The organism is Buchnera aphidicola (Macrosiphum gaurae), from assembly GCF_005080965.1.
GTDB classification, from domain to species: domain Bacteria; phylum Pseudomonadota; class Gammaproteobacteria; order Enterobacterales; family Enterobacteriaceae; genus Buchnera; species Buchnera aphidicola_S.
This window is the reverse complement of sequence record NZ_CP034867.1, coordinates 600832-626483: the sequence shown is the minus strand read 5'-3', so window position 1 is coordinate 626483 and position 25652 is coordinate 600832. Positions and strand designations below refer to the sequence as shown.

General features: G+C 25.1%; 23 protein-coding genes and 1 tRNA gene. 15 read left to right on the top strand and 9 right to left on the bottom strand.

What is annotated here, in order from left to right:
* The first annotated feature begins 151 nt into the window (after window positions 1–151).
* From dapF to D9V72_RS02990, 3 genes are all read left to right on the top strand, one after another.
* Window positions 152–1006 carry a diaminopimelate epimerase gene (dapF, locus tag D9V72_RS03000; protein WP_158355382.1) on the top strand — a complete coding sequence of 285 codons (855 nt, stop codon included), beginning with the start codon at window positions 152–154 and terminating at the stop codon, window positions 1004–1006.
* Between the two features lie 34 nt (window positions 1007–1040).
* Window positions 1041–2258, top strand: coding sequence for an MFS transporter (locus D9V72_RS02995; protein WP_158355380.1), 1218 nt, complete (start codon window positions 1041–1043; stop codon window positions 2256–2258).
* 128 nt (window positions 2259–2386) lie between these two features.
* Window positions 2387–3859, top strand: coding sequence for an inorganic phosphate transporter (locus D9V72_RS02990; RefSeq protein WP_158355378.1), 1473 nt, complete (start codon window positions 2387–2389; stop codon window positions 3857–3859).
* Between the two features lie 75 nt (window positions 3860–3934).
* On the opposite strand, the gene D9V72_RS02985 is transcribed toward D9V72_RS02990, so the two are convergent.
* A complete protein-coding gene (locus tag D9V72_RS02985; protein WP_158355376.1) occupies window positions 3935–4681 on the bottom strand; it encodes a class I SAM-dependent methyltransferase in 747 nt (248 codons plus the stop codon).
* 149 nt (window positions 4682–4830) lie between these two features.
* On the opposite strand from D9V72_RS02985, the gene D9V72_RS02980 reads away from it, so the two are divergent.
* Window positions 4831–5202 carry a hypothetical protein gene (locus tag D9V72_RS02980; RefSeq protein ID WP_158355374.1) on the top strand — a complete coding sequence of 124 codons (372 nt, stop codon included), beginning with the start codon at window positions 4831–4833 and terminating at the stop codon, window positions 5200–5202.
* Complete coding sequence (locus tag D9V72_RS03155) at window positions 5195–6301, top strand: hypothetical protein (RefSeq protein WP_187308308.1); 1107 nt, start codon at window positions 5195–5197, stop codon at window positions 6299–6301. The genes D9V72_RS02980 and D9V72_RS03155 overlap by 8 nt, the downstream gene beginning before the upstream one ends.
* 66 nt (window positions 6302–6367) lie before the next feature.
* Here D9V72_RS03155 and coaD read toward each other — a convergent pair whose 3' ends face one another.
* The gene (gene coaD, locus D9V72_RS02970) at window positions 6368–6865 is read right to left on the bottom strand and encodes a pantetheine-phosphate adenylyltransferase (protein WP_158355372.1); all 498 of its coding nucleotides are present in this window, start codon (window positions 6863–6865) and stop codon (window positions 6368–6370) included.
* Window positions 6866–6933: 68 nt separating this feature from the next.
* On the opposite strand from coaD, the gene epmA reads away from it, so the two are divergent.
* Window positions 6934–7911 (top strand): elongation factor P--(R)-beta-lysine ligase, encoded by a 978-nt coding sequence (epmA, locus tag D9V72_RS02965; RefSeq protein WP_158355369.1) that lies wholly within the window; start codon window positions 6934–6936, stop codon window positions 7909–7911.
* A gap of 16 nt (window positions 7912–7927) precedes the next feature.
* On the opposite strand, the gene D9V72_RS02960 is transcribed toward epmA, so the two are convergent.
* The 4 genes from D9V72_RS02960 to hslV all read right to left on the bottom strand — a co-directional run bounded on the left by D9V72_RS02960 (window position 7928) and on the right by hslV (window position 11273).
* Window positions 7928–8686 (bottom strand): FAD-binding oxidoreductase, encoded by a 759-nt coding sequence (locus D9V72_RS02960; protein ID WP_158355367.1) that lies wholly within the window; start codon window positions 8684–8686, stop codon window positions 7928–7930.
* A gap of 78 nt (window positions 8687–8764) precedes the next feature.
* On the bottom strand, window positions 8765–9247 hold the full coding sequence (locus tag D9V72_RS02955; protein ID WP_158355364.1) for an Hsp20 family protein: 483 nt from the start codon (window positions 9245–9247) through the stop codon (window positions 8765–8767).
* Window positions 9248–9399: 152 nt separating this feature from the next.
* Window positions 9400–10731: an HslU--HslV peptidase ATPase subunit gene (gene hslU, locus D9V72_RS02950; RefSeq protein WP_158355362.1), complete on the bottom strand. Its 1332-nt coding sequence runs from the start codon at window positions 10729–10731 to the stop codon at window positions 9400–9402.
* 11 nt (window positions 10732–10742) lie between these two features.
* Window positions 10743–11273 carry an ATP-dependent protease subunit HslV gene (gene hslV, locus D9V72_RS02945; RefSeq protein WP_158355360.1) on the bottom strand — a complete coding sequence of 177 codons (531 nt, stop codon included), beginning with the start codon at window positions 11271–11273 and terminating at the stop codon, window positions 10743–10745.
* Between the two features lie 587 nt (window positions 11274–11860).
* Between hslV and rpmE the strand changes: the two genes are divergently transcribed.
* The gene (rpmE, locus tag D9V72_RS02935) at window positions 11861–12079 is read left to right on the top strand and encodes a 50S ribosomal protein L31 (RefSeq protein WP_158355356.1); all 219 of its coding nucleotides are present in this window, start codon (window positions 11861–11863) and stop codon (window positions 12077–12079) included.
* Window positions 12080–12183: 104 nt separating this feature from the next.
* On the opposite strand, the gene D9V72_RS02930 is transcribed toward rpmE, so the two are convergent.
* From D9V72_RS02930 to orn, 3 genes are all read right to left on the bottom strand, one after another.
* Window positions 12184–12972, bottom strand: a complete 789-nt coding sequence (locus D9V72_RS02930; RefSeq protein WP_158355355.1) for an N-acetylmuramoyl-L-alanine amidase — start codon at window positions 12970–12972, stop codon at window positions 12184–12186.
* A gap of 287 nt (window positions 12973–13259) precedes the next feature.
* Window positions 13260–13335 (bottom strand) — tRNA-Gly (locus D9V72_RS02925).
* 89 nt (window positions 13336–13424) lie between these two features.
* Window positions 13425–13973, bottom strand: coding sequence for an oligoribonuclease (orn, locus tag D9V72_RS02920; protein WP_158355353.1), 549 nt, complete (start codon window positions 13971–13973; stop codon window positions 13425–13427).
* A gap of 281 nt (window positions 13974–14254) precedes the next feature.
* Between orn and pgi the strand changes: the two genes are divergently transcribed.
* The 8 genes from pgi to D9V72_RS02880 all read left to right on the top strand — a co-directional run bounded on the left by pgi (window position 14255) and on the right by D9V72_RS02880 (window position 25625).
* Window positions 14255–15904, top strand: a complete 1650-nt coding sequence (gene pgi, locus D9V72_RS02915) for a glucose-6-phosphate isomerase (protein WP_158355351.1) — start codon at window positions 14255–14257, stop codon at window positions 15902–15904.
* 178 nt (window positions 15905–16082) lie between these two features.
* Window positions 16083–17984, top strand: a complete 1902-nt coding sequence (locus D9V72_RS02910; RefSeq protein ID WP_158355349.1) for a PTS mannitol transporter subunit IICBA — start codon at window positions 16083–16085, stop codon at window positions 17982–17984.
* Window positions 17985–18026: 42 nt separating this feature from the next.
* On the top strand, window positions 18027–19184 hold the full coding sequence (locus D9V72_RS02905; protein WP_158355347.1) for a mannitol-1-phosphate 5-dehydrogenase: 1158 nt from the start codon (window positions 18027–18029) through the stop codon (window positions 19182–19184).
* A 98-nt stretch (window positions 19185–19282) separates the two neighbouring features.
* Entirely contained in the window at window positions 19283–21034 is a 1752-nt protein-coding gene (gene mutL / locus D9V72_RS02900; protein WP_158355345.1) for a DNA mismatch repair endonuclease MutL, read from the top strand.
* 35 nt (window positions 21035–21069) lie between these two features.
* Window positions 21070–21966, top strand: coding sequence for a tRNA (adenosine(37)-N6)-dimethylallyltransferase MiaA (miaA, locus tag D9V72_RS02895; protein WP_222836981.1), 897 nt, complete (start codon window positions 21070–21072; stop codon window positions 21964–21966).
* 161 nt (window positions 21967–22127) lie between these two features.
* On the top strand, window positions 22128–23348 hold the full coding sequence (gene hflK, locus D9V72_RS02890) for an FtsH protease activity modulator HflK (RefSeq protein ID WP_158355342.1): 1221 nt from the start codon (window positions 22128–22130) through the stop codon (window positions 23346–23348).
* 2 nt (window positions 23349–23350) lie between these two features.
* On the top strand, window positions 23351–24280 hold the full coding sequence (hflC, locus tag D9V72_RS02885; protein ID WP_158355340.1) for a protease modulator HflC: 930 nt from the start codon (window positions 23351–23353) through the stop codon (window positions 24278–24280).
* Between the two features lie 52 nt (window positions 24281–24332).
* Complete coding sequence (locus D9V72_RS02880) at window positions 24333–25625, top strand: adenylosuccinate synthase (protein ID WP_158355338.1); 1293 nt, start codon at window positions 24333–24335, stop codon at window positions 25623–25625.
* Window positions 25626–25652: the final 27 nt, after the last annotated feature.

The window sequence follows — 25652 nt, the reverse complement described above, 5'->3', positions numbered from 1 at the left end:
ATTATAAAAAATAAAAATAATCAAATTTACACAAATAAAAACTATCTCATTTTCTTAATAAAATTAAAATATGATATAAAAGTATTAAAATGTTAATTATGATAAATAAATAATAATATCAAAAATATAGAAATAATTATTAGAGAACATAATGAACTTACACTATAAAAATAAAAAAAAAATAAACTTTTCTAAAATGCATGGGTTAGGTAATGATTTTATGGTTATTAATTGTATTAAAGAAAATTTTATTTTATCATCATTTATAATAAAAAAATTGTCTAATCGATATACTGGAATTGGTTTCGATCAACTTTTGCTTGTAGAAAAATCAAAAAATTCTCTATTTGATTTCAATTATAGAATTTTTAATGCTAATGGGAACGAAGTGGAACAATGTGGAAATGGTGCACGATGTTTTGGTCTTTTTTTATTATTAAAAGGCCTAACTAAGAAAAATAAAATCTCAGTTAGTACAAAAAAAAGTCACTTAATTATTGAATTTCTATCTAAAAATATGATTAAAGTAAATATGAATCAACCTGATTTCAACTTGTATGATTCATTTTCATCAAAAAATATTTTGCATGAAAATTTTTCAATAAAGATTTTTAATGAAAATTTAATTTGCAGTTTGGTGTCTATGGGTAATCCTCATTGTATTATTAAAGTACAATGTATTAAACATGCACCTGTAAATATTCTTGGTAAACGTATAGGAAAAAATTCAATATTTCCAAAGGGAATAAATGTAAGTTTTATGGAAATTATAAATAAAAAAAATATTAAATTAAGAGTATATGAACGTGATGTAGGTGAAACACAAGCTTGTGGAAGTGCTGCTTGTGCTGCAGTTGCAATAGGTATAGCACAAAAATTACTTTCTAATGTTGTTGAAGTTGAACTACTAGGTGGGAAACTAATTATAATATGGGAAGGTTTTGGAACTCCGCTTTATATGATAGGACCTGCAAAACATGTTTATGACGGTTGCGTATACATATAAAAACTATTTTTAATCAAAAAAGAGGCTAGATATTTTGATTTTATTAAACAATACAAAAAAATTATTAGAAAAAGAATACATAAAAAAAAATACAAAAAAATTTAATCAAGTTATTTTAGCTCTTTTTTCCGGTGGTTTTGCTACTTTTTCTATTTTATATTGCGTTCAATCAATTCTACCGATATTTTCTAAACAATTTTATTTAACTCCTGCAGAAAGTAGTTTATCTCTTTCTGCTGCAACTGTAACAATGGCTTTAGGTATGCTTTTTACAGGACCATTATCTGATATAATTGGTAGAAAATCAATTATGTCTACCTGTTTATTTATAGCTGCAATATTAACTATAATATGTTCAATGATGACTAGCTGGACTAGTATTGTCCTATTACGATCATTAACTGGATTAGCCTTAAGCGGTGTTGTTGCTGTTGCAATGACATATATTAGTGAAGAAATACATCCAAATTCTTTATCTTTTTGTATGGGATTATATATTAGTGGAAATACTATAGGTGGCTTTTCAGGAAGATTTTTAAGTAGTATTTTAGCAGAAAAATTTTCTTGGAATGTTTCACTAATGATAATTGGTTTATTTGCTTTCATAGCATCTTGTTTTTTTTTGTATTTTTTACCCCCTTCTAAAAATTTTTCATCCATTTCCATTAATTTTTATAAATTTTTAAATCATTTTTATTTACAAATAAAAAATCCAGCGTTATTCATTCTTTTCATAATAGGTTTTATACTAATGGGGAGTTTTGTTACTATTTTTAATTATATTGGTTATCGTTTGATGTTAGCACCATTTTTTCTTTGTCAATCAAGTATAGGATTAATATCTATTATTTATTTAACTGGAGTATACAGTTCTCCTAAAGCTGGTATTTTAATTCATAAATATCATCGTAATAATATTCTTATTGCATCGTTACTATTAATGATAATAGGTGTTTTTATTACACAATATAATCAATTATTAATAATAATTCTGGGTTTAGTAATATTTTCTGGCGGGTTTTTTGCATCTCATTCAACTGCTAGTAGCTGGGTCGGTTCATATACCCATGTTGCTAAAATTCAAGCTACATCTTTATATCTATTTTTTTATTATCTAGGCTCTAGCGTATTTGGTACATTTGGCGGTTTTTTTTGGTTTCATATGAAATGGTCTGGAATTTCTATTTTCATAATAATAACATTATTTTTTGGTGTTTTTTTATCTTTTAAATTAAAGAAAAAAAATTTTTAAAAAAATTCTAATATTTTTTTGCGTTATACAAAATGTTTTATAAAATAAAAAATATATTTTACTTTCCTCAAGCATAGTTTCTCACAGATAATAAACTTAGTTTAATTCATCAAAATGGCTTAAAGATTATGCTAGATTTATTTTCTTATTCTGATTTGAATCATAGTTTATTGGTTTTTTTAGCTTTATTTTTTGTTTTATTTTATGAAGCTATTAACGGGTTTCATGATACAGCAAACGCAGTATCAACTTTAATATATACTCGAGCAATGTCTGCAAATATTGCAGTTATAATGTCTGGTATATTTAATTTTTTAGGTGTTTTATTAGGAGGCTTAACTGTTGCTTATGCAATTGTTCATTTATTGCCAAACGATTTATTATTAAATACCACTTCAAAAAATGCTCTTGCTATGGTTTTTTCAATGTTACTAGCAGCTATAATTTGGAATTTATCTACATGGTATTTTTGTTTACCTGCATCAAGTTCGCATTCTTTGATTGGTGCAATTATTGGAATAGGTTTAACAAATGCAATAGTTACAGGTTCATCTTTAGTAAATGCACTTAATGTTCCTAAAATGACTAATGTTTTTTTATCTCTTATTTTTTCTCCTATTATTGGATTAATAGTAGCTGGAAGTTTAATTTTTTTACTACGATACTATTTAAATAATAATAAAAATTTTTATCGTATTCATATGACACCATTAGAACGTGAAAAAATAGATGGTAAAAAAACACCACCATTTTTAATTAGAATAGCCTTGATTTTATCATCTATTGGAGTTAGTTATGCTCATGGTGCAAACGATGGACAAAAAGGTATTGGGTTAATAATGCTAGTACTAATAGGTATTTTACCTAATTCTTTTTTAGTAAATTTAAATGCTAATAAATATGAAATAAAATATACAAAAAACACACTAAATAATTTAGAAAAATATTATTTAGAACACACTACTCATAAATTAAATATTGCAAAAAACAAAAATGCAATAAACAATTCAATTGTAAATTATCAATTTTATGATGCTATAAAAAATATTCAAAACACTAAATTATTATTAGAAAACGTGTCTGACTATAATGTTTTAAATATTCAGAAAAGATTTCAATTACGGCATTTTTTACTATCAATTTCTGATTTCATCGACAAAACAGTCAATTCTTCTGATGTTAATTCAAAAGACAAATATTTTTTAATAACAAGCAAAAAAATGATACTTAAAACAATCGAATATGCACCAATGTGGATTATATTAATTATTGCTTTGTCTTTATCAATAGGAACAATGATAGGTTGGAAACGTATAGTTATTACTATTGGTGAGAAAATAGGAAAAAGAAGAATGACATATGCACAAGCTATGTCAGCACAAATAACAGCTTCTTTTTCTATTGGGATAGCAAGTTATACAGGTATACCTGTTTCTACTACACATATCCTTTCATCTTCTGTGGCAGGTACTATGTTAATTGATGGTGGTGGAATTCAAATAAAAACCATAAACAATATCGCTTTAGCATGGATATTAACTCTACCCGTTTCAATTTTCTTGTCTGGATTTTTATATTGGATTACATTGTTTATAATATAAAAAATTAAATCTTAATATATTTATAATATTTATCAATAAATTAACAGGAGTACCTGTGAAATATATGTACTCCTGTTATATTGAAAAAGGTTGGTATATGTCAAAACGATGTTTTTTTGTGGTAATAGTAAAATTCACTTTATCTTTAGATAAAGGCTTTGCATAATAAGGACGTTTTACAATAATTCTATTTTTTGCTAATTTTCTAGAAGTATTTAACAACATTTCAGAATCATAATTATATCCTATTAATTTTCTAATAAGCTGCATATTTTTTTTAGGTAAAGATTTTTTATTATGAGAGGGATACATAGGATCTAAATAAATTATATCTGGTCTTGAAATAGGCATTTCTAACATATTAGAACTATCGTTTATTACTAAACGCAATCTTTTTTTTAACCAATGACCTATTTTTTTATCTTGATATCCTCTTTGTAAACCATCTTTTAACAAAGCAGCCACTATTGGATGACGTTCTATCATAAGAACTTGACAACCTAAAAAAGAAAACATGAAAGAATCATTACCTAAACCTGCAGTTGCATCTAATATAGAAGGAAAATAAGAACTTTTTATTCCCGCAACTTTAAATAAAATTTCATTTTTTTTTCTAAAATGAAAACATCGATAATTATTTTTTTTTGAAGTAAAATCAACTTTTATAGATTTTTGATTAAAATTTTCACGGTTATATAACTCTAATGAGTTATGATTTATTATCAAACCCATAGAACAATTTTCATCATGTTTTAATTTAAGTGAATTAATTAAACTGTATATTCTTCTATTGTAATGGTTAAATTTTAAGTATATTTTCATATTTTCTATCTTTTTTATTTTCTAAAATTAATATTTGACTTTTAAAAAAAAATAATTAAAATATAGAATAATAATTTTTTTATATATTTTAAAGTTTTAAAAGCACATTTAAAGTATATTAAAATAATTCTTCAAAAAGGCACAATATTATGTCATCTAATTTTTTATTTAATATAGATATAGTAAACAAAAGATATTCAAATAAAACAGATTTTTATGAAGATACTATAAAAAAAATGTTAAATAACAAAAAAAATATTAATAAATTCCAAAAAACTAATTTTGATGATAAAAATTCTGAAAAATTAAATGATGTTGAAAATAAAACAAATTTAACAAATTTAGAAAAATCATATAAAAATTCTTTGATTTTATTGGATATAATGCAAAAAAAAATCGAAAAAACTATTCTTCTTGAAAAATATCATATAGAAATGAATAAAGAAGAAAAAAATAATATAATTATTAAAAAAAGTGATGATAAAAAAAATCAAAATATACTCATAAAAAAAAATTCTTGAAGAATCCCCTTCAAATTTTTTCAAAAAAAAAACAGAACCTTCTAATAACAAATTCCTAGATTTTGATATTTTCGAAATAGCTGAAAGCATTCTTGAAACAATAAAAAACACAGTTGTACAAACTTATGAAACTGTTAAAACAGAAACTATAAATTTATTTAATGGTACAACATTTAAAAAAATGTTTTTTTTGCCAGATGATAAAATTTTAAAATCAAAACCAAAATCAGAATCCCTCGCTGCTCTATCTGAACATATTAAACAGCTTGAAAGAATTATTGAATCTTCAAAAGCTTATATTAGAGCCATTATTGAAAAAATTAGATATCAAGGAAAAATAAAAATTGTCAATAAACTAAATGGCAATCCACTTCATCCTGAGTATCAAAGTTCATTTCCTGATCTTTTAACTCCAACACCTAAACCTAAAAATGACAATGATTTTTATCCCTTCAAAAGATTAGATGAAAATTTCGATTCAGAAGGAAGAAAAGATATATCAAAAACAGATCAAAGTTTTAAAACGAGAATGAATAAAAGCATTCAAGAAGCTTATTATAGTAATTTTATTAATAATGACGTATGGATAGTTTCAGATCAATTAAACTCACTTCAAAATATTCAATTCACAATTAAAAATTTTCAAAAACACTATGAATCTTTAAAATTATCTGATAATTTAGATCAAAAATTTATGGCTGATTCAAATCCATTTCTTTTTATTATAAACAATGATTTTATTCCCATTAACAATCGACAAAAAATGCTAGAAGATTTTAAGAAAATAATACCAGATATTGAATCTCAAAAATTGATTTCCACATATGCAAATCAAAAATTTTTGTATCAATCTTATCTTCAGTTAATTTCTGAACATCCAGAGATTGATCAATATCTAATAAAAAATTCAAGAAATATTTACAAAGTAAACTTTCTAAATGACGGTTCAATCAAATTAGTTGCTACTAATTTATCTGACTTAGATGTAAATAATGATAGTAATCAAATTCAAAAATATAAATCTTTTGGAATACGTGCAACTATAATTTTTCCCCCAAATAATTCTCCAATAATGAAATATTCACATTTCGTAAAATAAATATTTTTAAATTTTTAATGTATTAGTAGGGTATACTATATACCCTACTATTTGAAAAAAATAATTTCATTTTATAGAATTATTATTGAGTTTTCTTAATAATGCAGAATGAACTTCTTTAGGAATATAAGGTTTGATGTTACCTTTATATTTTGCAATTTCTTTAACAAAAGATGAGGATATAAAAGAAACTTCTTTAGAAGAAAGTAAAAAAATACTATCCAAATCTGGATAAATCTGTTTATTTATAGCAGCTAATTTTATTTCATAATCAAAATCAAATATTGTTCTAACTCCTCTAATTAAAACATTAGCCTTTTCTTTTTTTGCTAAATTAGCAAGTAAGTCATTAAATCCAAGTATTTTTTTTACATTTTTTAAATTAATTGTAACTATTCTAGTTAATTCTATACGTTCTTTTAAATTAAAAATTGGTTTTTTTTCAACATTATTAGAAATTGCAATAGTTATGCTATCAAATATTTTTGTTGCACGTGTTATGATATCTAAATGTCCGTATGTAATTGGATCAAAAGTACCTGGATATATTGCAGTTTTATTCATATTTTTATTTTTTTGTTTTATTTTGAATCAACTTTTCTTAACCTTAGTAAATTTCAAGGAAAATTAAAATGAAAAAAATAGTCTGGAAACCTAGCGCTTCTATTGCAAGTTTAATTAAAAGATCGAAAATTATTTCTAACATTCGTTTATTTTTTTCTCAAAAAAATGTCCTTGAAGTAGAAACACCAATTTTATCGCGTTCAACGGTTACTGATATAAATTTATCATCATTTGAAACCAATTATTTTCCATCAAACAATGTCAACGAAAAATTAAAACTATGGTTAGTAACTAGTCCAGAATATCATATGAAACGCTTATTAGCATCAGAAAGTGGACCTATATATCAAATTTGTCATAGTTTTCGAAATGCAGAATTAGGTCAATATCATAATCCAGAATTTACTATATTAGAATGGTATCAACCATTTTATTCAATGAAGAAATTTATTAAAGAAATAGATAAATTTCTTCAAAATATATTAAATTGCAATCAATCAGATAAAATTTCTTATCAAAATCTGTTCATAGATTTTTTTAAAATAGATCCATTATCTACGAACTTGTTAGAGTTACATCAACTATCTAAAAAACTAAAATTAGATTATTTAACTCATTCTGAAAATGATTTAAATAAATTTATACAATTATTATTTACACTAAAAATAGAACCTAATATAGGAAAAGATAGACCTATTTTTGTTTATCATTTTCCTGCAAAACAAGCGTCTCTTGCTGCTATTAATTCACAAGATTCTCGCATATCAGATAGATTTGAGATTTTTTTTAAAGGAATAGAATTAGGAAATGGTTTTTATGAACTCACAGATGCTAATGAGCAAAAAAGACGTTTTATCAAAGATAATCAGGAACGTTTTTCTATGAATCTTCCAGTACAAAAAATAGATAATTTTTTTTTGGATGCTTTATATCATGGTTTACCGCCTTGTTCAGGAGTTGCAATAGGTTTAGATCGATTAATTATGTTAGTTTTAAACAAAAAGAATATTCAAGAAGTTATCTCTTTTGCATTAGATCGTTGTTAAGATTAGAAGAAATATTCTACCAATAATTTTCTGTTGTAATGTTACCTTTTTTTCGACGTAAATGTTTTTCCATATTTCTATTATTTTTCAAGAATAAAAAAGTATCTTTCACCATAAAGGGATTTCCACACAACATAACATGTGAAGTTTCAGGATTGATTGAAAGACCGATATTTTTTTCTAATATTTTATTTTTTAATAAAAAAGGTATTCTACCAGTTAAAGAATTTATATTATTTTCTCTACTAGTAATAGTTTGAATTTTTAATTTTCCATTATATTTTTTATATAATTCTTTCATAAGAGGCAAGTAAGTTAATTCATTTTGATACCGAACAGCATGTATTAGGACAATGTGGTTAAATCTATCAATATTTTTACCTTCTTTTAAAATTGAACAATAAGGACCTATGCCTGTACCGGTAGCAAACATCCATAATGTTTCGCAATCTGGCACTTCATCTATAATAAAAAAACCAAACGCTTTTTTTTTAATAAAAATTTTATCGCCTCTTTTAAGATTATACAATAGATTGCTCAGTTTTCCATTTATTACACGAACGATATAAATTTCTAAATTTTTTTCACTAGGAGCATTAACGTATGAATATGCTCTTTGAATTTTATTTTGATTGAGCATATTACTATCACATAAAGCTAGTTTAGTAAATTGTCCGGCAAGAAAAGGTTCTATGGAAGCATTTAAAATAAGACTGAATAAATTTTTAGTCCATCTTTTTACTGTTAAAATATCTGCACTGATCCATGGGTTCATTATTTATTCTCAATAATTTGCAATTAAACCGCTGTACTTATTTTTATAAGTACAGCGATTTTTATCTTGTTTATAGTTTTATTTTTTATCAATTTTTTTAGTATCTTCAGGAAGATTAATTAAAATTTTTTTAGGTTTTTCTTCTTCTGGAATATTACATTCAAAGTCTAACTTTAATAAACCCAAAGATAGTTCTGCTTTTTTTACTTTGATTTTATGATCTAGATTAAAATTTAAAGAAAAATTATTAAATATTATACCCTTATGTAACCATTTACTACATTCCTGGTTATTATAACTGTTATTATCTTCTTTTTTACCTTTAATAGATAATTGATTGTTGTGTACAGATATATCTAATTCTTCTTCTTTATATCCAGGAACACTCAGTGTTAATTGATATTGAATTTCATTTATTTGACATAAATTATATGTCGGTGTATCAGATATCGGTTTCTCTCCTGTTAAAGTACTAAACATTTTATCGATTTGATTAAATCTGTTTGAAAAAATATTATGATCATTAAAATTTGGAATAAATGAAAGAGAACGATAAGACATAGCAGATTCCTCTTAAATATTTTCTGATTAAAAAATCAATAAATGTTTTATTGTATAGTAAGGTTTTATTTTTTTTTTTCAATAGAAATTGTTAAATTAATTTAAATTTATTTTTAATAATGCAAAAAAATATTTATTTTTTTTACAAAAAATTATAAAATAAAACGGCTAAGATCTTCATTAGATATTAATTGATCTAAATTTTCACCTACGTAATTTGAATTAATTTCAATGGTTTTACCTTTATTATCGCTGGCATTAAAAGATATGTCTTCCATTAATTTTTCTAACACAGTATGTAATCGACGAGCTCCAATATTTTCCATAGATTCATTCACCTTCCAAGCGGCTTCTGCAATATTACGTATTCCTTCTTTTGTGAAATTAATACAGACACCTTCTGTTTCCATAAGTGCTTTATATTGTGCAGTAATAGATGCTTTAGGTTCAGTTAAAATTTTTTCGAAATCATCAATGGTAAGTGCTTGCAATTCAACTTTAATTGGCAGGCGACCTTGTAGTTCAGGAATCAAATCAGAAGGTGTAGAAGTTTGAAATGCTCCAGATGCAATAAATAAAATATGATCTGTCTTAACCATACCATGTTTAGTAGATATAGTACATCCTTCAACTAATGGAAGTAAATCTCTTTGAACACCCTCTCGAGAGATATCTGGACCAGAGGAATCACCTCGTTTACATATTTTATCAATTTCATCAATAAAAACTATTCCATGTTGTTCAACTGCATTGATAGCTTCTTTTTTAATTTCTTCTTGATTAATCAGTTTAGCTGCTTCTTCTTCTGTTAAAAGTATGATGGCATCTTTAATTTTAAGACGTCTACTATTTTTTTTCTGTCCTCCTAGATTTTGAAACAAAGATTGCAATTGACTGGTTAACTCTTCCATTCCTGGCGGCGCCATTATTTCAACACCCATAGTAGTTGCTAATACATTAATTTCTATTTCTTTGTCATCTAAAACACCTTCTCGTAATTTTTTTCGAAATATTTGAATTGTTTTTGAAAGACTTTCATTTTTTTCGTTTTCTGCCCAATTTTTTTTGGGTCTAGGAACAAGAACATCTAAAATTTTCTCTTCTACTATTTCTTCTACGCGAATTTTGTTTTTTTCTATGTTTTTAATTCGAATCATTTTTATTGCAGCATCAGTTAAATCTCGAATAATTGAATCTACTTCTTTTCCAACATATCCTACTTCAGTAAATTTAGTAGCCTCTACTTTAATAAAAGGAGAATTTGCTAATTTAGCTAAACGTCTTGCAATTTCTGTTTTTCCTACTCCTGTAGGCCCAATCATTAAAATATTTTTAGGTGTTATTTCATGACGTAATTCACTATTTAACTGCATACGGCGCCAACGATTTCTTAATGCAATAGACACAGCTCTTTTTGCTTTTTCTTGACCAATAATAAATTTATCAAGTTCAGAAACAATTTGAGGAGGAGTCATTTCAGACATAGAGATAATCCTTATTTTTCTGAAAATAGTTCTTTTATAGTGAAAGTGTGATTTGTGTATATACAAATATTAGCAGCAATATTTAATGATTTTTTTACAATTTGATTCGCATCCAAATCAGTGTTATCTATTAATGCTCTAGCAGAAGATTGAGCATAAGCACCACCAGATCCTATAGCTATTAAATCATCTTCAGGTTGTATTACATCTCCATTTCCTGTAATTATTAATGACGTTTCTTTATCAGCAACTGCTAATAAAGCTTCAAGTTTTCGCAACATTCTATCTGATCGCCAATCTTTTGCTAATTCAATAGCAGAACGTTGTAATTGACCTTGATACATGGCTAATTTTTTTTCAAACATTTCAAATAACGTAAATGCATCTGCAGTACCACCTGCAAAACCAGCAATTACTTTTTCATGATATAACGATCTGATTTTTTTTACATTGCTTTTCATGATTGTATTGCCTAAAGTTGCTTGTCCATCACCTCCAATTACTACTTTATCTTTTAATCTTACGCTTAATATTGTGGTCACAAGAAAAACCTCTTCAAAATAATATTTTTATTTCTTATACTTTTTTATTAATATAAAAATATTTTATATATAAGATGTAATTGGCTATTTTTTTAAATAGCATATGATTTTAAGTTATATTATTTTTTTAAAATATTTTTCTAAAATACTTTTTGAAATAATTTATTTGATTGTGTAAAACTGTAATAAATCAATTTGATTAATTGTAAAAAGATATGCATTTTACAAATTTTCTAATTTGTGAATATATTCCCATTTTTCCTTTGGTTTAGGTGGTAATACGTTATTATTTTTACTATTTTTTGTAATATTTTTAATTTTATTTTCAGAAGATTTTTTCGTATTTATATTTAAATAAATAAAAAAAATAAATATAGATATTAGAACTAAACATATATATGAATTCAATTTTTTGTTTTTATTTTTTTTTTTATTAAAATACACAGAATTGATTTTTCTTTTATCATCATACATATATTTTTTGAATATTATATTTTATAAATAAAAATTGATAATTTTTTAGTATTAATACATTAATACTCGTATAATAAATATAGATATTTAAAATTAATTCAGGAGTTTTTTAGATGAAAAAAAACATCCATCCTTGTTATTCTAAAATAACAGCTACCTGTTCTTGTGGAAATATAATTGAAGTTTGTTCTACTATTAATCATAATCTAAATTTAGATATATGTGCAAAATGTCATCCATTCTATACGGGAAAACAAAGAGTTATTGATACTGGAGGCCGTGTTGAAAGATTTAAAAAGCGTTTTAAATTTATTAAGAAAGAATTAAATTAAAATTATTTTTTATAATTAATGTTTTTAAAATTTAAGCATCTAAAAATTACATGTTTAGATGCTTAATGAGCACGAAATTACTATTTTAAAATGTATTTATTTTCTTAAAAGTTAATAGAATGATTAAAATAATTCTTAAGACCTAAATAGATAGAACTAGCAATTTTATTCTGGTGATCAGCAGTTCTCAATTTTTTTTCTTCTAAAAAATTTGTAATAAAACCAGTTTCTATTAATATTGAAGGTGTATTAATAGAACTTAATATACTTAAACTAGCATAATTTGGGTATGTTTTATTTAACTTTGTGTTTTTTTTAAGTTGTTCTAATATTTTTTGAGACAAATCTAATTCCATTTTTTGAAAATTATTAAACTGTAAATCTAAAATGGTTTTTTTTAAAAAAAAATCGTATTTATTTTCGTTAAATATATTTTCAATTTTTTTAGAAAAAAGTATTGCTGGTTTTTTTTTTAAATAATCATCAATTTCACGATTTATTCTAGTTTTTGATACCATCCAAACGGATGCTCCTGATACATATTGTTTTCTAGAAGAGTCGGCGTGAATAGATATTAATAAATTTACGTGATTGTTTTTGAGAAACTGTTTTCTTTTTGTTAATGAAAGATAAGAATCATTATTACGAGTTAGAATTGTGCAGAACAAACTATCATGATTTAGTAAATTTTTAAGGCGAAGTGCTATTTCAATGTTTACTTTTTTTTCTTGTAATCCTTGAATTCCAATTGCTCCAGGATCGTGTCCACCGTGTCCTGCGTCTATTACTATAGTAATTTTTTTTGATGTATTCAAATTATTGTAAAATTTATTTTTAGTATAATAATGAATTTTTTTAAAATTTTTATTTTTTTGGTTTTTTGCTAAGCACATTTTCTTAAAAAAAAATTTTCTGTTTTTTTTTTGCTGTCTTTAATAAATAAAAAATTTTTTTTGTTACTAGCTTCGATTTGGAATATAAATACAAATAGAAAGATAAACAATATCATCCATTTATAAGAAAAAACCATAAATTTCCTTAAATTTTTTTCGATATACAATTATTTTTTTCTATTTAATTAAAAAAAAATTCTTAGATTTTAAAGTGAATATTTCGTTATATTAAGAATATAGTTATACTAAAACTATAGTAATTATGTAGTTATTTTAAAAAATCTTATTGGAGCGGGAAACGAGACTTGAACTCGTGACCCCAACCTTGGCAAGGTTGTGCTCTACCAACTGAGCTATTCCCGCAATAATATATAAAAATTTAAAAGCTTTAAAGTATGTATTTTATATATATAAAATATATTTTTCAAGCTTTCTTTTGTAAAAAATTATTTTTATTTAAATTTAAAAAAATTTTTTTTATAAAAATTTAACTCTCTTACTGATTCACGAATATCTTCTAATGCTTTATGATTATTGTTTTTTTTAAATTTATTGAATACCTTTGGATTCCAACGGCAAGCTAATTCTTTGATAGTACTAACATCTATACATCTATAATGAAAATAATTTTCTAATTTTGGCATGTATTGAAATAAAAATCTCCGATCTTGTGCAATACTGTTACCGCAAATTGGGGATGATTGAATTGGTACCCATTTTTTCAAAAATAGTATAGTTTCAAACTCTGCTTTTTTTTCATCATAAAAACTTTTTTTAACTCGTTTTATTAATCCGTTCTTTTTATGAACTGTTCTGTTCCAATTATCCATTAGCAAAATTTGTTCTTTTTCTTGATGTATAGGAATTACTGGACCTTCGGAAATTATATTTAAGTTAATGTCTGTAATTAATGTCGCAATTTCAATAATACGATGTATTCTAGGATTCAGTCCAGTCATTTCTAAATCTATCCAAATCAAATTTGTCTTGTTAATTTTCATTTTTTATAATTATTGAATTAAATTTTTTATATTAACTTTTAAATTCAATTTTTAAAAGAGAAGCACAGAATAATTTGATTATTGATCTACGATTTTTTATTATATATTTAATTTTTGTATTATATATGTTAATTATATATGAAAATTTTTAATGAAAAATATATTCCCTAGAATATTTTAGAAATTTTTTTACATAAAAATAAAAAATTAAAATGATTTTAGCTTTTTAGCATCTTCAAAACAAAAATCTTTTATACCTTTTAAGAGGGATAAATTCTTTAATGAAAAATATGAGTTTTAATCATACTAAATCTTATCAAGATTTAAAAAACCATTTTAAAAAAATAAAAAATGTTCATTTAAGAGATCTTTTTTCGTCTGATTTAAATCGATTTAAAAAATTTTCGATTTTATTTGAAAACGAAATGTTAATTGATTTTTCAAAAAACCGCATTAATGATGACACTTTAATGTATCTATTAAACTTAGCTAAAGAAACTAATGTGAAATCGGGAATACATTCTATGTTTTCCGGATCTAAAATAAATCAAACAGAAGATCGTTCTGTGTTACATATAGCATTACGTAATAGAAATAATCATCCTATTATAGTAAATAATTGCAATATTATGTTGGAAATTAATAGTTTACTGGAAAAGATGAAAAATTTTTCAAAAATTGTTATTAATGGACAATGGAAAGGTTACACAGGTAAGTCTATTTCTGATGTTGTAAATATTGGTATCGGAGGTTCTGATTTAGGACCTTATATGGTCAGCGAGGCATTACGACCATATAAAAATCATTTAAATATGCATTATGTTTCAAATATTGATGGTACTCATTTGACTGAAGTGTTAAAAAAAATCAATCCTGAAACAACTATTTTTTTAATTGCATCTAAAACATTTACAACAGATGAAACTATAACTAATGCATATAGTGCAAAAAAATGGTTTTTAGATTATTTAACGGATAAAAACGATTTAGACAAACACTTTTTTGCGTTGTCAGCTAACATAGAAAATGCTTTAAATTTTGGCATTCATATTAATAATATTTTTAAATTTTGGGATTGGGTGGGAGGACGTTTTTCATTATGGTCTTCAGCAGGATTATCTATAATATTATCTATTGGATTTCATAATTTTGAGAAATTTTTAGATGGTGCTCATGCTATGGATAATCACTTTTATAATGCTGATTATAATAAAAATATTCCAATATTATTAGCCTTAATTAGTATCTGGTATACTAATTTCTTTCAATCTGAAACAGAAGCGATATTTCCATATGATCAATATATGCATCGTTTTTCTGCGTATTTTCAACAAGCTAATATGGAATCTAATGGTAAATCAATTAATAGAAATGGAGAAAAGATAGAGTATCAAACTGGTCCTATTATTTGGGGTGAACCTGGTACTAATGGTCAACATGCGTTTTATCAACTAATACATCAAGGTACTAAATTAATTCCTTGCGATTTTATCGCTCCAATTTTTTCACATAATGATTTGGGTGATCATCATATAAAATTAATATCTAATTTCTTTGCTCAGACAAAAGCACTAGCTTTTGGTAGATCTAGAGATGATATTTTACATGAATTGATATCATCTAAAAAAAATAAGGATGACATAGATAGAATTTTACCTTTTAAAATATGTGATGGAAATCAACCTACTAATTCAATTTTAATTCGGAAAATTACTCCTTATAATTTAGGAGCATTAATTTCTTTATACGAACATAAAATTTTTGTGCAAGGTTATATATTAAACATTTTTAGTTTTGATCAATGGGGGGTTGAAATAGGAAAAAGATTATCTCAAAATATTTATAACTATTTAAATAACAACATCAAAAACGGATATTATGACTCTTCAACTAAAGGTCTTATTGATTTTTATCAATCTTTTCTAGAGTAAGATGTTATTTTAAAAAAATCTATAAATTAAAAAGTATATTAAAGTTTTCTTTTAAATATTTTATATATTAGAGTTAAATGCTTATTTTCAGATAATCAAATCAGCAATTTAATGGTTAACGCTTTAATTTCAAATGACTTTTAAAATATTAGTTTTTGTAAGAATATGAGTGATTATTATGTTGATATTAATTAAATTAAAAATACAGAATTTTGGTCGATTTTTAAGTAATATGATAATGCCTAATATAAGTATTTTTATCGCATGGGGAATGATGAATGCTTTATTTATGCCATTAGGATGGCAACCTAATAAAACTTTGGAACAATTAATATCACCAATTATTTTTTATCTTGTACCCATTCTAATTGGATATACCGGAGGTAGTTTAGTTGCTAATTCTAGAGGAGGCTTAGTTGGAAGTATAACTACTATAGGAGTGATTGCTAGTACCAATATACCAATGTTATTAGGTGGAATGATTGTAGGACCTTTAGGTGGTTGGGCTATAAAATATTTTGATAAAAAGGTAGAAAATAAAGTAAAAAATGGTTTTGAAATGTTAGTAAATAATTTCTCTCTTGCTATATTCGGAATGTTTTTAGCAATAATTTCATTTTTTACAATCGGTCCGTTTATCGAATGGATTTCTCTTTTTTTAAGTGAATTAATAAAAGTTATCGTATCATACAACTTATTACCTCTGACTTCTATAATTATAGAACCAGCTAAAATATTTTTTTTAAATAATGTTATTAATCACGGCGTTTTTTCTCCTTTAGGCATTCAAGACGCATTAGATAAAAATAGCTCTATATTTTTTTTAATTGAATCTAATCCAGGTCCAGGACTAGGTGTGTTAATAGCATGGTTTTTTTTCGGAAAAGGCGAGCTTTCTAAATCTTCTGGAGGAGCAGCAGTCATTGAATTTTTAGGAGGTGTTCATGAGATTTACTTTCCTTATATTCTAATTAAACCAAAATTAATTATTTCTCTTATTTTAGGTGGTATGAGTGGTATTTTTATGCTTGTTTCATTGCATGGGGGTTTAATTTCAGCAGCATCACCAGGCTCTATTTTATCTATTTTAGCTATGACACCTAAAGGCCTTTATTTTGCTAATATCATTTCTATTTTTTGTTCTTTTATCATTTCATTTATAACTGCTTCTATGTTTTTAAAATATCATTTTTATACAATCAAAAAAAATAATAAAAACATTGAGAACACATGTGAAAATAATTTAAATTTAAGAATATCAAAAGATAGTTCTAAAACTTCTAGTCTTAGTGATATTAATACAATTATCGTTGCCTGTGATGCGGGAATGGGATCTAGTGCAATGGGTGCAAGTATTCTTCGAAAAAAAATAAAAAATGCTAATTTAAATCATATTTCTGTTTTAAATATGGCAATTAATGTATTATCAAGTAAAAATGCAGATTTAATTATTACACATCAAAATTTAACCGAGCGAGCTAAAAATTATGCTCCATATGCTCAGCATATATCTTTAAAAAACTTTCTTAATAATAATTTTTATGATAATTTAGTTGAAAAATTAAAAGACAGTATCATTAATTCAGATAATATTTATATTAATTCTGAAAATATAGATAATAAACAAAAATCACATAATTTATTTCAGTTAAGTGAAAAAAATATTATTCTTAATCAATATGCAAATAACAAAGAAGAAGCAATTAATATTGTTGGGAAAAACCTAGTCAAACAAGGTTATGTCAAGTCTGATTATATTAATTCAATGTTAGCAAGAGAAAAAATTGCTTCCACTTGGCTAGGGGAATCAATAGCATTACCGCATGGAACTATTGAATCAAAAGATTCCGTTTTAAAGACCGGCATAATTTTTTGTCAATTTCCTCATGGTGTTCATTTTGGAGAAGATGTAGACGATATTGCCTATCTTGTAATTGGAATTGCAGCTAAAAATAATGAACATATTATGGTAGTAAGTAATATCACTAATGCGTTAGACAATAAAGATACAATTAAAAAATTATCTAACACTACTAGTGTAAAAGAAGCATTATCACTTTTAACTGTTGAAAAAATTTAGTTTACTATTAATTCTAAATATATAATTTCATTGGACTTGCGTATGAAAGCACTACATTTTGGAGCTGGAAACATTGGGCGTGGTTTTATTGGAAAAACATTATCAGAGTCCGGTTTTAATGTTATTTTTTCTGATGTTAATCAAGATATAGTTGACAACATCAATCATAATAAAGAATATTCTATTAAAATAATAGGAACCAATGAAAAAAATATTTTTAATATTAAAGATATAACTGCTATAAATGCTAACAATCCAGATATTATTAAAATCGTTGCTTCAGTTGATTTAATTACAACTGCAGTTGGTCCTAATACGTTAGATAAAATTGCTCTCATTATTGTTTCTGGGATAATATTAAAGATTAAAAATAGATCCATAAAAACACTTAACATTATTGCTTGTGAAAATAAAATTAAAGCTAGTTCTTTTTTAAAAAAAGTAGTTCTTGAAAAATTACCTATAAAATATCACGATTATTTAAATAAATATATTGGTTTTATAGATTGTAGTATTGATACAATCATACCTTCAGTTGATAAAAAAGATTGTTTATTTTTGATCGTTGAAGATTTTAAAGAATGGATTGTTAACATTACACAATTTAAAGGCACATTACCCAAAATAGTTGATATGAAAATGAGTAATAATTTAGATGCTTTTATAGAAAGAAAATTATTTACATTAAACACAGGACATGCTATAGCGTCTTATTTGGGTTTAATAAAAAAACATAAAACAATGCAAGAAGCTATCTCGGATAAAAAAATACGTGTTATTGTAAGGTGTGCTATGGAAGAGAGTGGATCAGTATTGATAAAAAAATATAATTTTAAAAAAAATGATCACTTAGCTTATATTGATAAAATTTTCTCGCGTTTTGAAAATCCTTTTTTATCAGACAGACTTGAACGTATAGCAAGGAATCCAGTTCAGAAACTAAGAAAAGAAGAACGTCTAATAAAACCTCTTTTAGGAACCATTAAATATCACTTGCCTTTTTCTAATTTAATTAAAGGTATTGCGGCAGCATTGCATTATAATAATCCAAATGATCTAGAATCAATATACATTTCGTCTTTAATAAAAAAACAAGGTTTAAAAAATACTTTAATCAAGATTTGTAATTTATGTGAAAATAGTAATGTAATAGATTTTATTATTTCAGAATATAATACAATTGTGCAGACAATTAAATAGATTATAATATATCATAAAAAGATTTTATTTTTTAATTTAAAATACTATTATTTTATTTTTCATTAATAATATTGTAAATGCATTTAGAGAATAAGGTAATGCCTATTCGTATATTACCATCTGATTTATCAAGTCAAATTTCTGCTGGAGAAATTATTGAACGTCCGGCTTCAGTCGTTAAAGAAATTATAGAGAACAGCATAGATGCTGGTGCAAAAAATATTAATATTGTAATAGAAAAAAGTGGATTTCAATCTATTATGTTAAACGATGACGGTTGTGGTATTCATAAAAAAGAATTATTACTTGCAGTATGTCATCATGCTACTAGTAAAATTAATTCATTATCAGATTTAGATAAACTTACTACATTTGGATTTCGAGGAGAAGCTTTAGCTAGTATTAGAGCCGTTTCAAGATTAACTCTGATTTCTTCTAATCAATTGCATGATATTGCTTGGAAAATATACTTAGAAGGATTTTCTAGTAATCATATTGCTGTTCAACCAATAGCTCATCCTCAAGGAACTACTGTTTTAGTGGAAAGTTTATTTTATAATATGCCAGTTCGTCTTAAATTCTTAAAAAATAAAAAATTAGAATTTATAAAGATTTTAGAAATAGTAAAAAAAATAGCTTTATCTTATTTTCATATAAATTTTTCTCTTAAACATAACAACAGATTAATTGTACAATATAATTCAATAAATCATAAAAAAAATAAAATCAACCGATTAAAAGATATACTAAATATAGTTGATATAAATCAATTTATAGAAATAACAGAAAAAAAATATAATCTGCATCTTTTTGGATGGATAGCAAATCCATACAATTATAAAAAATTAAAAAAAATTCAGTATTGTTATATTAATAATCGATATGTTTATAATAATATTTTCATGAATGCAGTTCGTTCTGCTTACTATAAAATATCAGTAAAAATAGATCTGTCATTTATTTTATATTTAAATATTTCACCTAGTGATATTGATGTTAATATCCATCCTTCTAAAAGTGAAATAAAATTTCATAAACCTAATGTAGTTTATACATTTATTTATCAAACTCTTTTGTATCATTTAAAAAAATATAAAAAACAATATTTTTTAAACAATAATTTTTGCGAAAAACAAAATAATGCTTATCAACAAAAACAATCCAATTTAGATTCCTTACACTTTATTTTTTTTACATTAATGCCTTTATTTTTTTTGAGAAAAAATTTTTCTGGAAGTTTTAATTCAGAAAAAAAATATAATCATCGCATTTTAAATATTTCGTCAGGAAAATATCAGTGCTCTATTGGAAAGTTATTAATAATTACACATAAATACTATGGTTTAATTTATAATAGAAATAATTTTTCATTAATTTCTTTCCCCTTAGCTAAAGCAATAGTTAGAAGAGAAAAATTGCAGAATGATATTAAACAAAAATCTACACTGCAATGTTTTTTAAGCAATATTAAAGTTAATATCACATCTCAAGAACATTTAATACTACTTCACAACAAAGAAATTTTATTAAAAATTGGATTTCATTTAATTTTTGAAAAAAAATATGTTATTTTATCTTCTATTCCTATTTTTTTAAAAAAACGGAATATTTATCTGATAATATCAGATTTTTTTGCATTTTTATTTTTTAAAAAACAAGTCTTAATTTCAGAAATAATAAATTGGTTTTATATTAATGTTTTTATAGAATCAAAAAATTGGACTCGTTCTAATGGAATTGCAGTGCTGTTAGAAATGGAATATTTTTGTCCTTTATTGTTAATAAATCCTCCACCAAAATTGTTACAAAAAATAAATATTAATAGAGCATTATGTATGTTAAAAATATAAATATTTATAAAAAAAAACCCATTGTTATTTTTTTAATGGGACCTACAGCATGTGGAAAAAGTCACCTTGCTATTTATCTTAGAAAGTACTTGCCAATAGAATTGATCAGTGTAGATTCTACATTAATTTATCGTGGAATGGATATTGGAACAGATAAACCAAATTTTTCTGATTTATCTAGTCATCCTCATCGTTTATTAAATATTAAAGATCCAATTGAACAGTATTCAGCTGCAGAATTTCAAAAAGACGTTTTAAAAGAAATTGACGATATTATTAAATTAGGCAAAATACCTTGTCTTGTTGGCGGGACGATGTTTTATTATAATACATTACTGCATGGATTATCTATTTTACCACCATCTAATATTAAAATTCGCGAATTTTTATTACAAAATAGTCATGACAAAAATTTTCTACATAAGAAATTAGAATTAATAGATCCTATTTCTGCTAGTCGAATTCATAAAAATGATTTCCAAAGATTGCTAAGAGCTTTGGAAGTTTTTTATCTATCCGGGAAAAGTTTAACAGAACTAAAAGAACATAATAACTATCAATTACCATATAATATTTTTCAATTTGCAATTATGCCTCCAGATAAAGAATGGTTGAATAATAAAATTGAACGTCGCGTAAAAAAAATGTTAATTTTAGGTTTTCAAAAAGAAGTAGAAATTCTTTTTTTAAGAGGAGATTTACATATAAATTTACCATCTATTCGATCTATCGGATATCGTCAAATGTGGGAATATCTTGAATATAAAAACAGTTATCAGGAAATGTTTAATAAAATAATATATGCTACGAGAAAACTTGCTAAACATCAATTAACGTGGTTAAAAAAATGGAAAAATCTCAATAAAATATTATATCACCCTATTCCTGATATTTTAGTTCAAAATATATTAAATATTCTTAAAAAAAAATAATTATCTATATAATTTTAACAATTTTTATAAAAGTTATGTTTTATTATTACGGGATAAAAGATTTACTCTTTTCAATAAAATTTTCTTATTAAAAAACATAATCTCTTAAATAATTTTTTCAAAATTTATTTTAGCAAAAAAAACAATAAATGAGGCATAATATGGTTTGGAACAAACCAAATGATAATAAACCAGAATTTGATCCATGGGGGAACAATAACAGTAATAATCAAAATGGTTCAGATAATACACATGAAAAAAAAACGACTGTGTCCGATGTAAAAAATTTTTTATACGGTCTGAGAAATATTATTACTAAAAAAACTAATTCTTCAGGTTCATCGAAAAAAGTAATTCATCCTTTTCCAATAATAATATTTATAAGTTTTTTTATTTGGGGTGTTAGTGGGTTTTATACTATTAAAGAAGCTGAGCGTGGTGTGGTTACGAGTTTTGGTAAATTCAGTCATTTAGTTCAGCCAGGATTAAATTGGAGACCTATTTTTATTAATGAAGTTAAAGCTGTTAATGTTGAGACAGTACGTGAATTAGCGACTTCAGGTATGATGCTGACTTCAGATGAAAATGTAGTACGCGTCGAGATGAACGTACAATATAAAATAACTAATCCTGCTGATTATCTTTTTTCTGTATGTTATCCAGATGACAGTTTACGTCAAGCAACAGATAGCGCACTTAGAGGCGTTATTGGGCATTCCACTATGGATCGAGTGTTGACAGAAGGCCGAACTTTAGTTCGAAGTGATACTCAAAAAGAAATTGAAGAAACAATTAGACCATATAAAATGGGTATTACAATATTAGATGTTAATTTTCAAACAGCTCGGCCTCCTGAAGAAGTGAAAGCTGCTTTTGATGATGCGATTGCTGCACGTGAAAATCGTGAACAATATGTGCGTGAGGCCGAAGCTTATTCAAATGAAGTACAGCCGAAAGCTAATGGTAAAGCACAAAGAATCATAGAAGAAGCTCGAGCATATTCTTCACGCATAATTTTAGAAGCTCAAGGAGAAGTTGCTCGTTTTTCTAAAATTTTACCTCAATATAGAATAGCTAAAAAAATAACTTTAAAACGTCTTTACATAGAATCTATGGAAAGATTATTAAGCAAAAATAAAAAAATATTCATTGATAAGAAAAATAATTCAGTATTTTTTTTATCTTTAGATCATTTTTTTTCTAAAAAAAAATCACTTAATGAAAATTTCAAAAAGAATATTAAGTCTAATAAAAATAATGCTCCCCTTAACAATCAAGAAAAAAATATTAATTATTTTTCTTCATCATCTCCTAATAACATTTTAGAACAACGTCGTATTGATTCGATTCGAAATGATCTTAAAAACATAGAAAGAGAATGAATATGAACAAAGTTTTTATTTTTCTATCAAGTATTTTTGTTCTTTTATTATCTTCTTCTTTTTTTATTGTTAAAGAAGGAGAATGTGGTATTGTTTTACAATTTGGAAAAGTTTTACGTAACAATGAACAAAAAACAGTAGTATATAATCCTGGATTACATTTTAAATTACCATTTCTAGAAACCGTTAAAATGTTAGATGCACGAATTCATACTATGGATAATCAAGCAGATCGTTTTGTTACAAAGGAAAAAAAAGACCTTATTGTTGACTCTTATATAAAATGGCGTATTAATGATTTTAGTCGTTATTATCTTGCAACTGGAGGAGGAGATATTTTTCAGGCAGAAGTATTATTAAAAAGAAAATTTAGTGATCGATTACGTTCTGAAATAGGTCGTCTTAATGTCAGGGAAATTGTTACTGATTCAAGAGGAAGATTAACAACTGATGTTTTAAATTCTTTAAATAAAGGAAGTGTTAATTTAGAAAAAAATTCTTTAATCAATGTCAATAGTATGAATGCATTAGGAATTCATGTAGTAGATGTGCGTATTAAACAAATTAATTTACCTGTCGAAGTCTCTGATGCTATATATAATCGAATGAGAGCTGAAAGAGAAGCTGTAGCTAGAAGTCAACGTTCTCAGGGACAAGAAAATGCTGAAAAATTACGTGCAACAGCAGATTATAAAGTATCTATAATATTATCAGAGGCACAAAAATCAGCGTTGATAATTAAAGGTCAAGGAGAAGCTGAAGTAACGAAGTTATTTGCAGAAAATTTTAGTGAAGAACCAGATTTTTATTTTTTTATTCGTAGTTTACGTGCCTATGAAAATAGTTTTAAAAATAATCAAAATATTATATTAATTAATTCAGATAGTGAATTTTTTCAATACATGAATAAAATGATCAATATTAAAAATTAATAATTTTAAATATCATAGTAAAAAAGTCCAATAAAATAGGCATTATAAAGAAATGAATAAAAATATTGTAATATTAGGAACACAATGGGGTGATGAAGGTAAAGGAAAGATAGTAGATTGTTTAACTTCAGATGGTTCGTATGTAGTTCGATATCAAGGAGGACATAACGCAGGCCACACCTTAGTTGTCAATGGCAAAAAGATTGTTCTTCATTTAATTCCATCGGGAATGTTGCATGAAAATGTGATTGGAATAATTGCCAATGGTGTAGTCGTTTCTCCCTTAGCATTAATAAAAGAAATAAAAATGTTAGAACAACACAATGTTTTTGTCAATAAACGTTTATTTATTTCTAGTGCTTCTCCTTTGATTTTAGAATATCATATTGCAATGGATATAGCTCGTGAAAAAAAATTAGGAATCAGTGCGTTAGGTACTACAGGAAGAGGTATTGGACCAGCGTACGAAGATAAAATCGCAAGAAGGGCTTTACGTATTGGAGATTTAAAAAATGAAAAAACTTTATCAATACGTTTAGAAAAAATAGTTAGTTATTATAATCATCAATTAGTGTCTTTTTATAAACATAAACCTGTTGATTATAAAATCGTTTTAAGAGATTTGCTCCCAACAATAGATGTAATTTATGATATGATAAAAGATACTACGAATGTTCTTCATAAAGCTATCAAAGATAAGAAAAAAATAGTTTTTGAAGGAGCTCAAGGTAGTTTTTTAGATATTGATCATGGTACATATCCTTATGTTACTTCTTCTAATAGTACTATTGGTGGTGTTATTACAGGTACAGGAGTAGGTCCTAAAAATTTAGATTACATACTTGGCGTGACAAAAGCGTATTCTACACGAGTTGGCTATGGTCCTTTTCCTACTGAATTATTTGATGATACAGATAAACATTTTTCAAAAAAAGGTCATGAATTCGGTTCAACAACTGGTAGAAAAAGACGTACTGGTTGGTTAGACGCAGTATCTTTATCTCGATCAGTAAATATTAATTCTTTATCTGGTTTATGTATAACAAAATTAGATATATTAGATGGATTAAATGAAATAAAAATTTGTACTGCTTATAAAAACATTCATACTTCAGAAATTATATCATTTTCTGATGTAGATGAATGGGAAAATATAATTCCAATATATGAAACTTATCCTGGATGGAGGAAAAAAACTTTAGGAACAAAAAAATTAAAAGATTTACCTTATGAAGCACGTAATTACATAAGTCGCATAGAAGAAATAATAAAAATTCCTATTGATATTATTTCTACCGGTCCTGATCGTTCTGATATTATTTTAGTTAGAGATGTTTTTTATTAGAAGATAAAAGTCTTTAATATTACAGAT

Excerpts from the sequence above, each read along its gene's own strand:
- D9V72_RS02985 (WP_158355376.1), bottom strand. The coding sequence starts at position 4,681 with ATGAAAATATACTTAAAATTTAACCATTACAATAGAAGAATATACAGT.
- rpmE (WP_158355356.1), top strand. The coding sequence starts at position 11,861 with ATGAAAAAAAACATCCATCCTTGTTATTCTAAAATAACAGCTACCTGT.
- D9V72_RS02910 (WP_158355349.1), top strand. The coding sequence starts at position 16,083 with ATGTTGATATTAATTAAATTAAAAATACAGAATTTTGGTCGATTTTTA.
- hflK (WP_158355342.1), top strand. The coding sequence starts at position 22,128 with ATGGTTTGGAACAAACCAAATGATAATAAACCAGAATTTGATCCATGG.
- D9V72_RS02980 (WP_158355374.1), top strand. The coding sequence starts at position 4,831 with ATGTCATCTAATTTTTTATTTAATATAGATATAGTAAACAAAAGATAT.
- dapF (WP_158355382.1), top strand. The coding sequence starts at position 152 with ATGAACTTACACTATAAAAATAAAAAAAAAATAAACTTTTCTAAAATG.
- pgi (WP_158355351.1), top strand. The coding sequence starts at position 14,255 with ATGAAAAATATGAGTTTTAATCATACTAAATCTTATCAAGATTTAAAA.
- D9V72_RS02905 (WP_158355347.1), top strand. The coding sequence starts at position 18,027 with ATGAAAGCACTACATTTTGGAGCTGGAAACATTGGGCGTGGTTTTATT.
- orn (WP_158355353.1), bottom strand. The coding sequence starts at position 13,973 with ATGAAAATTAACAAGACAAATTTGATTTGGATAGATTTAGAAATGACT.
- D9V72_RS02955 (WP_158355364.1), bottom strand. The coding sequence starts at position 9,247 with ATGTCTTATCGTTCTCTTTCATTTATTCCAAATTTTAATGATCATAAT.
- coaD (WP_158355372.1), bottom strand. The coding sequence starts at position 6,865 with ATGAATAAAACTGCAATATATCCAGGTACTTTTGATCCAATTACATAC.
- D9V72_RS02930 (WP_158355355.1), bottom strand. The coding sequence starts at position 12,972 with ATGTGCTTAGCAAAAAACCAAAAAAATAAAAATTTTAAAAAAATTCAT.
- epmA (WP_158355369.1), top strand. The coding sequence starts at position 6,934 with ATGAAAAAAATAGTCTGGAAACCTAGCGCTTCTATTGCAAGTTTAATT.
- D9V72_RS02960 (WP_158355367.1), bottom strand. The coding sequence starts at position 8,686 with ATGAACCCATGGATCAGTGCAGATATTTTAACAGTAAAAAGATGGACT.
- D9V72_RS02990 (WP_158355378.1), top strand. The coding sequence starts at position 2,387 with ATGCTAGATTTATTTTCTTATTCTGATTTGAATCATAGTTTATTGGTT.
- mutL (WP_158355345.1), top strand. The coding sequence starts at position 19,283 with ATGCCTATTCGTATATTACCATCTGATTTATCAAGTCAAATTTCTGCT.
- miaA (WP_222836981.1), top strand. The coding sequence starts at position 21,070 with ATGGGACCTACAGCATGTGGAAAAAGTCACCTTGCTATTTATCTTAGA.
- D9V72_RS02880 (WP_158355338.1), top strand. The coding sequence starts at position 24,333 with ATGAATAAAAATATTGTAATATTAGGAACACAATGGGGTGATGAAGGT.
- hslU (WP_158355362.1), bottom strand. The coding sequence starts at position 10,731 with ATGTCTGAAATGACTCCTCCTCAAATTGTTTCTGAACTTGATAAATTT.
- hflC (WP_158355340.1), top strand. The coding sequence starts at position 23,351 with ATGAACAAAGTTTTTATTTTTCTATCAAGTATTTTTGTTCTTTTATTA.